The following is a 12788-nucleotide window of genomic DNA, read 5'->3' on the forward strand; positions in this document are numbered from 1 at the left end:
CGAGGGTGTCATGGCCTGCCGGGCGCCGTACGAGGCCTGCAGGCGGGCGAGCGGGGCGCACATCCGCCGTGGAGAACGTGGTCAACTCGGCGCACTCCGCGTCGAGCCAATGTTCCAGTCGCCGTCGCCGCACCTGGCTCCCGAGACTCACACCCTTGCACTCAGTATCCCCGCACCATATGCTCGGATCCAAGTAATCGATACCAAGTGGTCTGCTATGTCAACGCGCTGGAGCTCCATGCCCACCCGTGAATCCCCCGCCGTCCAGAAGCCCCCGAAACGCCCCGCCAACGCTCTCGCCCTTGCCGTACTGGGGTTGCTGCTGGAGCAGCCGATGCACCCCCATGCCATGGCTGGCGCGCTCCGCGAGCGCGGCATGGAGCGCGCGTTCAAGCTGACGACTGGATCGCTCTACGACACCGTCCGCGCGCTCACGCGGGACGGGTGGATCGAGGCGGACGGCACCGAGCAGGTCGGCAACCGCCCGGCCCGCACCATCTACCGCCACACCCCCGCCGGGCGGGACGGCTTCACCGACTGGCTCGACGAGCTGATCCGAGAGCCCTCGCCCGAGTACCCGCGGTTCCTCTCCGCGGTCGGGTACCTCGGCGCGCTGGGCCGCGTCCGCGCGGCGGGGGCGTTGCGCGAGCGGGCCGCCGCGCTGCGGGAGCGGATCGCGGGGGGCGCCGAGGGCTACCGCGCGGCCCGCGAGGAGCACAACGCGCCGCGCCTGTTCGTCATCGAGGCCGAGTACGCCGCCGCCATGGCGCAGGCCGAGCTGGCCTGGGTGGAGCACACCGCTGACGAGATCGAGCGCGGGACGCTGATGTGGCCGGAGGGGGCGGGCGATGAGTGACGCCGCATCGAAGGACGATGTCGTCGACGTCCTGGTCGTCGGTGCCGGGCCCGCCGGGCTGGCGCTCGGCGGGGAGTTGGGGCGCGCGGGGGTGCGGGCACTGGTCCTGGAGCGGGAGCCCGAACCGCCGGGCTTCTGCCGCGGGTTCAACCTCAACACCCGGAGCCTTGAGCTGCTCGACCGCCGGGGCCTGGCCACCCGCTTCCTCGCCGAGGGACCGACCGTGCCGACGGCGATGTTCGTCGGTGCGTCCCGCCTCGACCTCGCCGCCATGCGCGCGAAACACCCCTACGCCCTCGGCATCCCCCAGACCCGCGTGGAGGAGCTGCTCGCCGAGTGGGCCGTGGGGTTAGGCGCGCGCCTCGTCCGCGGCCGGTGCCTCACCGGGCTGCGGCAGGACAGTGACGGCGTGACGGTCGAGGTGGACGGCACGGACGGCCCGTCAACCGTGCGCTGCCGATGGCTGGTCGGTTGCGACGGGGGCCGCAGTACGGTGCGCAAGGCGGCCGGGATCGGCTTCCCCGGGACGCCCGCACGGAAGTTCACCCTGCTCGGGGACGTGGTCCTCGCCGACCCGTCGGCCGTCTCGTTCGGCCCCAATACCGGGCCCGGCGGCCGCTCGGTGTTCGCGATTCCGCGCCCCGGCTACGTCCGTCTGATCACCGCCGACCCGGCGCCGCCCGCAGACCCGCACGAGCCGGTGCCGCTCGGCTCCTTCCAGCGCGCGATCGATGCCGCGCTGGAACATCGGGCCGAGATCGCCGAGGCGCTGTGGCTGACCCGGTTCGGGGACGCGGCGCGGCTCGCCGCACAGTTCCGGACGGGCCGGGTGCTGCTGGCCGGGGACGCCGCGCACATCCACCCCCCGGCCGGCGCCATCGGCGTCAACGCGGCGATCGACGACGCCGTCAACCTGGGCTGGAAGCTCGCTCTGGTGGCGCGCGGGCAGGCGCCGGAGACGCTGCTCGACACCTACCACGACGAGCGCCACGCGGCTGGCAAGCGTCTGCTCCGCAACACCCGCGCGCAGGCGGTGCTCGCCCAGGCGAACGGGGACGACGACCGCCTGGCACCCGTCCGCGATCTGCTCGCCGAGCTGGCCGAGGCCGGGGACACGGCCGGGCCGTTGGCCGAGGCGATCACCGCTGTCGGCACCCGCTACCCCGCCTCCGGAGACCCCGGACACCCGTGGGCGGGACGGATGGTGCCGGACATCCCGCTAGGCCAGGACGGCGAGGACAGCCTTACGGCGCTGCTGACCCGGTCGGCCGGCGGCGCACTGCTGCTCAACGGCGCGGCGGACTCGCACGCCCTCTCCGCCGCCGCTCGTCCATGGGCGGACCGGGTCACCACCGCCCATACCCACCCGCACACCCTGGAGCACGCCCACGCGATCCTCGTCCGTCCGGACGGGCACGCAGCGTGGATCGGCACGCCGTCAACACCTGTAGACGCAGCCGCGGAGGAGCTGCGGGAGACCCTCCCGCACTGGTTCGGGCGCCCGGCGGCACTCGTTGACGGTACCCCGAGGACTGGCCACCGTTGAGCGGGCGAGCCCACGGTACGCGTCCCGGGGCCGGTCGCTGCTACAGCCCGGCTCCGGGTTCGTCGGTGGCCACCGTCCGCAGCGGGCGGTGGCCCTTCTCGTCGAGTCAGCTGCGGCGAGCGGGTCTGCTTGCCGCCGACGTGGGTGAAGCAGTTCAAAAAGCCGGTGTGCCGGTCCATCTCCGCCAGCAGCGAGGCGATTGGCACGTTGGGCAGCATCCGCTCCAGCTCGGCGTGCAGCTCCTCGGCCTCGCTGGGAATGTCCTCCGCTGTCAGAGGGGAGATGACCAGCTCACCCGCCTCGTTCAGGCGCACCGGACCGTCGCCGCGCTTGAGAACCCCTTCCAGGTCGCCAAGAGCTGCATCCAGCTCGTCCATCACCAGCGCCAGGGCCTCGGAGGAGTCCGGGCTCTTGCCGACCAGGCGGCAGAACTCGGCGCGGTGCAGCTGCCACTGGGCGGGTTTGAACAGGTAGGCGGCCGGGTTGTCGTAGCGGCGCGATCCCGGCACGTACACATCCCCCGAGCGCAGGCCGTCGCGCAGCGCGAGCAGCACGCACAGCTCCCAGTAGTGCCGGTACGCGGTCGCGTCGCCCTTTCCTGCTGCCTCGTCCAGGTAGCCCTTCCAGCGGGCCGGCACGAACAGCGTCGGCGCCGTGTCGGGGACGTTGCGGGCGCCGGTCGCGTTCAGCTCCCGCAGGATCCCGACGGCCTCGATCAGCGGCTTCGCCTCGGTACCGCCGGCGAACCGCACCGCTTCGAGGACCTTGGGCGCGAACTGGCGGATGTAGGTGTAGGAGCCCTCCAGCAGCCGCAAGTGCCCGTGATCGCGCGGCAGCCGCGCAGTGGCCCCGGCGTACGCGGTCCGCAGCCGAGACATGCCGATCTTGCCGCGCAGCAGCGGCCCGACCGCCTCGTCCGGGATCCCCGCATCCGCGAGCACCGGCAGGATCTCCTCCAGCAGTGCGAGCCGGTCCTCCGACAGCTTGGCCCGCTCGGCGAGCTCGTCGCGCAGCTTGATCCTCGCCCGCGACTCCGAACCGGACAGCGTCTGGTCGAACAGCTGCACCACGGAGTCCAGGACGTCGACCGCGGACTGCGCCAGCAGCGTCAGAAGGATCGGATGACGCCGGTTCGGCTCTCTGCGGACCAGGGCCTGCGCCGTCAGACGGCGGCCGATCTGGGCCAGGTAGCGGCGGCGTTCGGCGGGCAGCGCGGACAGATCGAGGGCGTCGGCGCCGAGCCCTCGCAGGAACAGCAGCTTCTCGACCTCGTCCTTCACGCTGTTCGGTGACGCCTGAACCGGCCCGGTCACCATCCAGTGCAACCTGGTCGAGCGCAGCTTCGGCTCGACCACCAGCAGCGAATCCAGCCCCCGGCAGGTCTCGTCGCTCAGCAGGTGGGCCACCCGCACGTGGGTCTCCGCCTCGGCCGCCTGCCGGGCGCCGGCGACCTTCTCCAGCAGCGTGACCACACCAGGCCGGATCACCTGCGCCGAACGCAGGTACTCGCAGCCCAGCCGGAACAACAGCGACGGCGAGTCGTGCTCCATCGCCCGCGCGAGCAGGAACTCCTCCAGCTCCTTGTGCTCCAGCGCCTTCGCTGGCCGCCAGCCCAGATACCGCGCGACCTGCCGCAGATGGTCCGTACGCGTCTGCTCCCGCGCCACCCCGTAGCCGCGCAGCACATCGGCCGGCAACCCGAGTTGCCGGGCCACACGGCCCACCGCCGCCGGCGGAGCCGCCGTCACCTCGTCCGGGACGAACCCCAGCCACGGCAACGTGCACAGCTGTACGGCGGCACCCAGGACCGTCTGCGGACGCAGGAACTTCCGCAGGAACGCTTCGTCGGCTGGCGTGAGGGTGAAGTAGCGGATCAGCTCGTCCTTGCCGATCGGCGGGAACGACCGCAGAGCCTCCAGCTCCTCGTCGGAGAACGCCCTCGTGGCCATCCGCTGCCCCTCCCTCGCCGAACCACTCGTTCAGCCCAACGAGGCAACCGACCCCACGGCAACGGGGCAGGTCAGGGCCCACTCCGTTGCTTTTTCGGTGAGTACTACCGGGCCCCCGAGACATCGAGGGTGCCCTAGGCGGCCGGGTCGGAGGCCCGGCCGCCGGACCCGCGGATGGCCGCGATCAGCGCCCGGTGGCTGCGTACGGCTCAGGCGATGCGGTCCAGTGACGCCTCCAGGTCGAGTTCGCCTTCTCGGGGCTGGGCGCCGGCTGCCACGGCGGCCCTCGTGCGCTCGACCACGGCATCCGGTGCCGGGTAGACCAGGCCCAGGACCTTGCTCTCCTCACCGAGCCCCTCCAGCAGGCTCCCGCCGGTGACCGTGGGCCGGCTCGTCCTCGGGGCGTACCCGTCGACGACCCGCGTGTTCGTCGGAACCGCCCACGGCAGGCAGGGCATTCTCACCGGTCACCACACCGGCCTGCTGCTGGCGGACCGTCTCGACGGCCACGACGCCGCCGTGCCGGCCGAATTCGCCCCCGACCGGGACCTGAGCCCGCCACCGGATGGGCGGGGAACCGCGCCGGTGCCCGCCCATCCGTCCGGCGGTGCCCCGGCCGCCCTCGCGACCCTAACTGCCCTCACCGCCATCGCTGTCGGGCCGAGCTTTGTCACCGTCCTCGGCTACCGGATGTGGTGGCAGCGCCGCCCCAACCGCGCGACCGCACGGCCCGCCCCGGCAAGGCCCCTGTCCGGGGCATCTGCCGGCGCCTGGCGCTTTCCGCCTCGGGGACGACGCAACGCGCGCCCGGACTACGTCACCCGCCTGCGGGGCGTCGTCGACTGGCAGGGCGTCCGGGCCGCTCGCGGCCGCCACCGCCCAGGGTTGATCCGCCCTCTGGTCGGATCTGCTTCGGTTCGACGAGGTCAGACCCGTCCACGCCTGCCGCACCCTGCGCCCTCCGTGGCACCTGCCCCCATCGGTCGGTGCCACGAAGGGCGTTGCGGTCCCGTCGTGACTTTCGGTTATCGCGTCTCCGGTCACCGGTCTCCTGTTGTAGCGAGGCCGAATCCCCTCGCCCGCTACGGGAAAGACCTGCCGATGACCGCTTCTCCCCCGCGTTCGTTCTCCCGAGGTTGGCTGCTCGCGTCCTTCCTGCCCACTCTGCTCGTCCTCGGGATGGCTGTGACCGTCCCGTCGACCCCCTCCGGTTCCCCGCGAGCCGCGAGGGCGAGCATGCCGGGGATGCCCGGGATGACCCACCGGGCGGGCACCTCCCAGGGGCTCGCCCGTGGCCTCGCCGCCGAGCAGGACGGCTACCGGCTGAACGCCGCGACCTGCGGCGTGCCGGCCGGGCGACCGACGGCCTTCCGGTTCACCGTCACGGGCCCCGACGGCTCCCCCGTCACTGACTTCGCCGTCCACCAGACCAGGAAGCTCCACTTCTACGCGATCCGCACCGATCTCACCGGCTTCCAGCACCTGCACCCGGACATGGCCGCCGACGGCACCTGGACCGCCGATCTCGCCGCCCTGACCCCCGGCACCTGGCGGGTGTACACCGACTTCATCCCGAACACCGGCGCCCGCGCCACGGAGCTCGTCCTCAGCCGCACCGTGACAGTGCCCGGCAAGGCGGCCCCGGTGCCCCTGCCCGCGCCGAGTGACAGCACCACCGTCGACGGCTACACCGTCACCCTGCGCGCCCGGCCGATGGCCGGTGCACACCAATTGGTTGCCACGATCAGTCAGGACGGCCGACCGGTCACCGACCTCCAGCCCTACCTGGACAGCTACGCCCACCTCAGCGCCTTCCACGAAGGCGACCAGGCACTGGCCCACCTCCACCCGGCGAACCCCGTGAACGGTGACCACGGCGGGCCCACCCTGACCTTCCAGGCCCTGCTCGCCGAGCCGGGCGGCTGGCGGGTCTTCCTCCAGTTCCAGACCGCAGGGCAACTGCACACCGCCGAAGTCACCCTCGACGTCGACTGACGGAGACCTGCCACTGACAACGCGGTGCCCGGCCCTCGCACCACGAGGACCGGGTACTGCGGCTGCGGACCGTCAGCGGGCGCCGGTGCGCTTGCGGCGCCACCACCAGGCGCGACCCGCGGCGAGCACGACCACCACGTCAGCACCGATGGCGATCGGGACGGCCGCCGAGGAGTCGCCGCCCGAGGCCGTCGCCGCCGCGCTGGGCGAGGCCGTCACGCTTGGGGCGCCCGATGCGGTGGCCGGCTCCGACGGGATGGCCGGCGCCGAGGCGGTGGCGGACGCGGACGGCGTGGCGCTGGTGGGCGCGGCGGACGGAGTACCGATCGGGGTCGCTCCGGGCGCGGCGGCGGCAAGCTTGAGGGTGGGCGCTGGGTGCTCGGGCTCGGCACCGTCCTTGGGCAGCTCGACCCAGCGGTCGATGCGGCCCTCGCTGTAGGTCTCCAGGGTCTTGAAGACCAGCTCCTTGGCGTTGGGCAGCTGCTTGATGGTGATCTTGTAGACGGCGTCCTTGCCCGGGGCGAGCGCGGTGCCGCCGACGTGCGCGGGCCGCAGCCGCGGGCCGCACGACCCGTGCCCGCACCAGCGGCCGGCTCCCAGTCCTGTGACCGAAGGCGGCTTTCTTGAGGGTGTGCCGCTCGGCGGCGCCGCGGACATCCACTGGTTCCAGGACCCGTACGGTATGGCCCCGCTGTACGAGCAGAATCTGGGTGGCAACCCCGAGCAAGGAGGACGTCCTGTGGCCGGGATGTGGCTACGAGCCCTACGGCCGGAGACGAGCTACGGGACAACGCTTAATCGATCACAATGACGGGGTGGTCGGCGGGGTCGATCCAGCGCATCGTCCGGGTCATGAAGGCGGCGGGAACTGCGACGCAGCCGGCGGTGGCGCCGGCCTGGGCGCCGAGGTCGTGGAGGAAGATCCCGGCACCGCGGCCCTTCACGACCGGGGCGGTGTTGAAGTCGATGACCAGGACGTTGTCGTACTGGACGGGGTGGTCGACGAGGTGCTCGCTGCCGAGGGGGCCCTGCTCGGTGAGGTGGAAGCCGCCCTGGGTGTCGGTCCGCATGCGGTTGTAGTGAGCGGAGGAGGGGTCTTGGACCCACCAGTCGTGCGCGGTGACGCGGTGGTAGGGCATCCTCGTGCCCGGGTCGGGGGCGATTCCGAAGGCCTGGGTGATGGTGTAGGTGCCGGTGGGCGTGGTCCCGGTGCCCTGGACGCGGGTGAGGCCGTCGTGGAGTCCGCCGGACCCGATCCGCGCGTCGGCGGTGGAGGCGAGGGAATGCCATACGCCGTCCCTTCGGCCCCACAGGGTCACGGTGGCGCGGGTGCCGTCGGCCTTGACCGCGATCACCTGGCCGGCCCGGCCGGCCGCCGCCGGTACGGGGAACGGGCCGTCGGCAGCGCCCGCACCGTGGGCGGGGCCCGCACCGGCCGCCGTGACGGCGACGCCGAGCGCGACGGCCATCGCCGCGTAACGGCCGACCGGGCCACGTCGGGTGACGGGGAGTCTTCGGGAGACGGGGAGTTTTCGGGAGACGGCCATCGAGGGTCCCTTCTGGCGTGGACGACACGGACGACGTGGCGGAACGGCGTGCGGCGGGTCGAAGGCCGAGGCCCGCACCGCATACCGTCAGGCGGCGCCCCGGCCGGCCGCGGAGAGCGGCGAGCGGTTGGGGCGGGATCGGGCGACGGGGGCCGGTCGCGCTCGGGGGTTCGCGTGGCCCGCCTCTCCCCCAGCGTCGCCACCGGCCCACACCGTGTCCACCAGGCGCCACCACCCACACGGCCACCCGAGTGCACCACGTGCTCCGCCCGGACCAGACCCCGCCGCCGGACACCCGCCCGGCCGGCAGCCCCAGCAGGCGGCTCAGCACCGGGCGAGGGGCGCAGCGCGGCCCGGGGAAACGCCCGGCGGTCCGTGGGGCCTCCGGCTCGGGGCGGCGTCGGAACCTCTCAGTCGCCCACTTGTGACGGTACGTCAGACGCTGGCAAGATCGCCGAGCCAGCGTGGTGGCCACGTCCCCGCGGCGTCGACTGTCGGCCCTCGGACCCGTCCGCCGTCGCAGAGCAAAGGAACTGAGGAAAATGAACTACGACATCGTTGAACTTCTGAAGGGATGCCTGAAGGACTTCGGTCGCGAAGATCTCATCAGCAGTGATCTGGACAACGACTCCACGGTCACTATCGACATGGAGAATCGCCCCGGCATCAACATCACGGTGGACGAGACGGAGACCGTGATGCTCTGGGCCACCCTCACCGAGTACTCGGAATCGCTCGTGACCCGGAAAGGTGCGGCGTTGATCGAGTACCAGCTCGGCGCCGACTACACAGAGTTCGGCGTCGGCCAGCCGGCCCTTCTCAAGACCGACGTGAACCTCGAGCTCTGCGCGGCGCTGCAGCCGGTGGCCTTCGAGTCGAAGCAGAACTTCAGCTCGGCGTTGGAGAACTTCTTCAACCACATGGTGTCCGTCCACGACGTCCTGACAGACGGGACAGCGGCGCGGTGTCGCGGACGACGTCCTTCAAGCACATGAAGGACATCAAGAACACCGTGTTGTCGCCGAGGCAGTGACCACCGCGCACCTGTGCTGCTCAAGCCAGTGGCAGTGAGCCTCACTGACCGGGCAGCCCGAGCCGGCGGGCCGGCAGTCGACGAACCAGGAGAGGTTGCAGCCCCGTCGGACCGTGCGGTCAAGTCTTGAACACCCCGCCCCCTGGATGAACAGTCAGGCGGTCGCTCACGGCCAACCCGGGCCGTCCCCCGCCAGGAGACACCGAAAACCCTGGCGGGTGGAGCTCCAGCAGGGTCGACCCACCGACTCATGATCGAATAGTGTCGATGCGCACGCCGGACCGTGCCCTGGGGACCCGGACGAGTTGGGGGAAGTTCACATGATCGAACTGTCGGCGACGCCAATGACCTGGGTGGCGGCGGGAGACAGCATCACCCAGGCCGTCCTGCACACCCACGGGGCACGGGGCTGGGTCGAGCACGTCAATGAGCGGATCGGCTGGCAGCTGGGCCGGCTCACAGACGTCGTCGTCAACACCGGGGTCTCCGCCTGGCGGGCCGGCGACGTCCTCGGGTCGTACGACCACCTGATCGGTCGGTTCAACCCGGACGTGCTGTCGATCTCGCTGGGCACCAACGACGCGCGCGCCGGTCTCGCCGGTCTTGACACATTTCACACCGACATGCGGGAACTGATCACCCGTTCCGAAGGTGCCCAGATCGTCCTCCACACGCCCGTTCCGACGAGTCCGACGGGTCGGGTCGCCCGCCCCGAACTGCCCGCCTACTGCCAGGCCGTCCGGGAGATCGCCGACGAGATGGACTTGCTCCTGGTGGACCACGAGGCACACTGGCTGGCCCGGTTTCCCGACGGCGACCCGATCGCTTGGCTCGACGACCCGGCGCATCCCAACGCGGCCGGCCATCTCCAGATGGCCAACCACACCCTGCGCACCATGGGACTGGGCGAGCTGACCGGTCTCTGACCCAGCGCGTGACAGTACGGGCGAGTGGCGGATGGCCTCCTGGAGGCGGTAGCGGCCGGCCAGGGGCACCGGGTCACCACGCCGTCACCCGGACAGAGGATAGAGCTGCCCCGCGGCTGATAGGCGCGCGTGCAGGTCGCCCCGAAACCATGCCCGGGCAGGTCGACGGCGACCGAACGGTGTCCCAGGAGGCCGAGTTCGGCCTGGAGTGGGGCGAAGGCGAAGGAGTTGGAGAAGGCTCCATGAACCAGCACGAATGTCGGTTGCATCTGTCTACTCCCCTTCTGACGTCCCGTGGCGTCGGCGGCACGTGCGTCGCCGGTCCCGGCCTGCAGTCATGCTCGAACCGGACGTCCCGGCAGGGCCGGAGCGGGCGTCGCATCCGGGCGCTGCCGTCGAAGAACCCAAGGTCAAACACCCTGAGAGCCGGATCCCGCGTACACGCCCCCGAGCTCCCCCTACCGCCACCCCCGACGCACAGGCACCCCGTGCCACTCAACCTTGATGACATAAACCTAATGATCATCACGGTTCGATGGCAATGATCAAGGTTCAGTGGACAGCGCCTGGATCCGCTCCTAGCCGAGTGCCGGAGGGTCCTCGGCTGGGCGGCGTCCCCAGGCCGAGACCAGCGGCGCGAGCGTCAGGTCGAGTTCGCCCGCGTGGATGGCGGCCAGGTGCGCGTCGATCTCGGCGTCGTCGGCCAGGCCGGCCGCGAGCAGCTCGCCGCGCACGTGCCGGATGGTCGCCGCCTCCAGCCGGTCGCAGGCCAGCCCGCCGACCGGGAATGAGCCCGCCGCGGCGACATCCACCAAGCCGGCCTCACGCAACGCCCGCGGCAGTGTCCGGCCGTAGCGCAGGTCCGCGCCGCGGCGCGCCAGCAGCTCCCGGACCCCGTCGCGCAGCCGGTTGGCCCGCCGCTGCGCGGGGCCGCTGTCGTCCAGGCATGCGAGTGGCTGCAGAGCGGTGTCGGCGTCTTCGACCAGCAGCCAGCCGCCGGGCCGTAGCGCTGACGCCATCGTGGCCAACGCGCGAGCCCGGTCGGGTACATGGACCAGCACGAGCCGGGCGTGCACCAGATCGAACGTCCCCGGTTCCGGGGGCGGATCAGCGGCGACGTCGTGCCGGCGCACCTCGTACCCGTCGCCTGCCTTCAGCCACGACGGGTCGATGTCCGTGGCCAGCACGTGGCCGGTCGGACCGACGGCCGCCGCGAGCGCCTCCGGGATACCGGGGCCACCGGCCCCCACTTCCCAACAGCGCGAGCCGGCCCTGACTCCCAGTCGATCGAAGTGCCCGCGCGTCACACCGTCGAACAGCTCGGCCAGCCAAACGAATCGCTCACCCGCCTCGGCGCGCGCGTTGTCCAGCAGGTACCCGCGGGCGGGAGCCGACTCTCCACCGAGCGCGGTAGTCCCGCCTATCGAATCCGGTCGGCCACCGACGTGCCGCGGACGGGGCGAGGAAGTCATGACTACATGGTCCACCTTCCCGGGCCACCAGCGCCACGACGACGGGAGAGGGATGTCTCACACGGCCCGTGGGCGGGCGCATGCCGACCGTCGAGGCTGTCCTGATCTGGCCGATAGGCGAAGTATGTCATCGGAGGGGTCGGGCGATCCCAGGTCCATATCATCCGCTTCTGAGCTCTGAAGTCCGTCTGGTTTGAAGAAGTCATAGAACCACCCGAATCACAGCGGAACCGGATCCTCCGCCGCGTTCATGCCGACGCTGTGCCGTGAGCCAGCGGAAGCCGTACCCCAGCGACCTGTCCGACGCCCGATGGGCCTTGATCGAGCCGAAACTGACGGCCTGGAGGAGAGCCCGGCTCGACCGCCGGCCCACCGGCAAGCCGGCACAGGTCGAACTTCGCGACGTGTTCAATGCGATCCTCTGCATCAACCGCACCGGAATCCCGTGGAAGTACCTTCCCCACGACTTCCCGAACCATGGCACCGTCTATGCCTACCATGCGGCCTGGCGCGACGAGGGAGTGTTCGCGGAACTCAACTATGACCTGACCGGCCTGGCCCGCGTGAAGGAAGGGCGCAAGCCCGAGCCGACCGCCTCGGTGATCGACACCCAGAGCGTGAAGACCTCCACCAACGTGCCCTTGACCAGTCAGGGAACGGACGCCGCGAAGGAGATCGTCGGCCGCAAGCGCGGCATCATCACCGACACCATCGGCCTGCTCCTCGCCGTAACCGTCACCGCCGCGAGCCTGTCAGGGAACGCCCTGGGCATCCATCTCCTCAACCAGGCCAAGAAGACCTACCCGAGCATCTCCAAGAGCTGGGTCGACACCAGCTTCAAGAACGCCATGATTGAGCACGGCGCCGACCTCGGAATCGACGTCGAAGTCGTCGCGAGAAAATCCGACGTCCGCGGCTTCCACGTCCCCGTGTCGGAGGACCCGGCGGGCCAGGGCGGAGAAGAACAGCTCGATCTGGTTGAGCCAGGAGGCGTGTGGCGGGGTCCAGTGCACGTGCCAGCGCGGGTGGGCGGCGAGCCATGCCTTGGTGTGCTTGGCGGTGTGGGGATGAGCCGTTGTCCAGCACCTCGTGGATCTGCCTGCCCGGGTCGATCACCGTGTCGAGACGGTCGAGGAAAGCGGTGAAGGTGGCCGCGTCATTGCGGGCGATGGGTTCGGTGAGTACCTCGCCGGTGGTCACGTCGAGAGCGGCCACGATCGAGGCGGTGCCGTGCCGGTGGTGTTCGAACTCCTGGCGGACGGGGGTGCCGGGGCCGACCGCGCTGGTGGGGTGCTTGCGCGAGCGGGCGGCGATCGCGATCTTGTCATCGACCGACAGCACCACCGCTCCGGCGGGCGGGGTGCGCCGTTACTGAGGCTTTCAGGGTGGAGTCGGTGGGGTGAGTGGCAGGCCGGTGCCGGCCAGGCATCCATCGATAAGGGCGGGTCGAAGTTGGATGTGCCG

General features: G+C 71.2%; 10 protein-coding genes and 3 pseudogenes. 7 read left to right on the forward strand and 6 right to left on the reverse strand.

Annotated features, from left to right (window positions below; all coding sequences use genetic code 11):
• Window positions 1–238 precede the first annotated feature (238 nt).
• Window positions 239–856: a PadR family transcriptional regulator gene (locus ACZ3YO_RS38595; RefSeq protein ID WP_465578799.1), complete on the forward strand. Its 618-nt coding sequence runs from the start codon at window positions 239–241 to the stop codon at window positions 854–856.
• Complete coding sequence (locus ACZ3YO_RS38600; RefSeq protein WP_465578801.1) at window positions 849–2402, forward strand: FAD-dependent monooxygenase; 1554 nt, start codon at window positions 849–851, stop codon at window positions 2400–2402. The genes ACZ3YO_RS38595 and ACZ3YO_RS38600 overlap by 8 nt, the downstream gene beginning before the upstream one ends.
• A 1460-nt stretch (window positions 2403–3862) precedes the next feature.
• Here the strand turns inward: ACZ3YO_RS38600 and ACZ3YO_RS38605 are convergent.
• Window positions 3863–4351 (reverse strand): annotated as a pseudogene (locus tag ACZ3YO_RS38605) (DUF4158 domain-containing protein); the annotation flags it as partial.
• A gap of 209 nt (window positions 4352–4560) precedes the next feature.
• Window positions 4561–4809 (reverse strand): hypothetical protein, encoded by a 249-nt coding sequence (locus ACZ3YO_RS38610; RefSeq protein WP_465578803.1) that lies wholly within the window; start codon window positions 4807–4809, stop codon window positions 4561–4563.
• Window positions 4810–5596: 787 nt separating this feature from the next.
• On the opposite strand from ACZ3YO_RS38610, the gene ACZ3YO_RS38615 reads away from it, so the two are divergent.
• On the forward strand, window positions 5597–6346 hold the full coding sequence (locus ACZ3YO_RS38615) for a hypothetical protein (protein WP_465578805.1): 750 nt from the start codon (window positions 5597–5599) through the stop codon (window positions 6344–6346).
• 72 nt (window positions 6347–6418) lie between these two features.
• Here ACZ3YO_RS38615 and ACZ3YO_RS38620 read toward each other — a convergent pair whose 3' ends face one another.
• Both ACZ3YO_RS38620 and ACZ3YO_RS38625 read right to left on the reverse strand, forming a co-directional pair.
• Entirely contained in the window at window positions 6419–7003 is a 585-nt protein-coding gene (locus tag ACZ3YO_RS38620) for a DUF1775 domain-containing protein (RefSeq protein WP_465578807.1), read from the reverse strand.
• Between the two features lie 137 nt (window positions 7004–7140).
• On the reverse strand, window positions 7141–7893 hold the full coding sequence (locus tag ACZ3YO_RS38625) for a L,D-transpeptidase family protein (protein WP_465578809.1): 753 nt from the start codon (window positions 7891–7893) through the stop codon (window positions 7141–7143).
• A 542-nt stretch (window positions 7894–8435) separates the two neighbouring features.
• Between ACZ3YO_RS38625 and ACZ3YO_RS38630 the strand changes: the two genes are divergently transcribed.
• Window positions 8436–8888: an InvB/SpaK family type III secretion system chaperone gene (locus ACZ3YO_RS38630; protein WP_465578811.1), complete on the forward strand. Its 453-nt coding sequence runs from the start codon at window positions 8436–8438 to the stop codon at window positions 8886–8888.
• 358 nt (window positions 8889–9246) lie between these two features.
• Complete coding sequence (locus ACZ3YO_RS38635; RefSeq protein WP_465578813.1) at window positions 9247–9852, forward strand: SGNH/GDSL hydrolase family protein; 606 nt, start codon at window positions 9247–9249, stop codon at window positions 9850–9852.
• A gap of 112 nt (window positions 9853–9964) precedes the next feature.
• Here the strand turns inward: ACZ3YO_RS38635 and ACZ3YO_RS38640 are convergent.
• A pseudogene (locus tag ACZ3YO_RS38640) lies at window positions 9965–10121 on the reverse strand (alpha/beta fold hydrolase); the annotation flags it as partial.
• 309 nt (window positions 10122–10430) lie between these two features.
• Window positions 10431–11324: a methyltransferase domain-containing protein gene (locus tag ACZ3YO_RS38645; RefSeq protein WP_465578815.1), complete on the reverse strand. Its 894-nt coding sequence runs from the start codon at window positions 11322–11324 to the stop codon at window positions 10431–10433.
• 266 nt (window positions 11325–11590) lie between these two features.
• Here ACZ3YO_RS38645 and ACZ3YO_RS38650 point away from each other — a divergent pair.
• Window positions 11591–12250 (forward strand): annotated as a pseudogene (locus ACZ3YO_RS38650) (IS5 family transposase); the annotation flags it as partial.
• 163 nt (window positions 12251–12413) lie between these two features.
• Window positions 12414–12788: hypothetical protein (locus ACZ3YO_RS38655; protein ID WP_465578817.1), on the forward strand; the 375-nt coding region annotated here is incomplete at its 3' end.

The sequence above is a fragment of the Kitasatospora sp. NPDC022785 genome, from assembly GCF_055561295.1.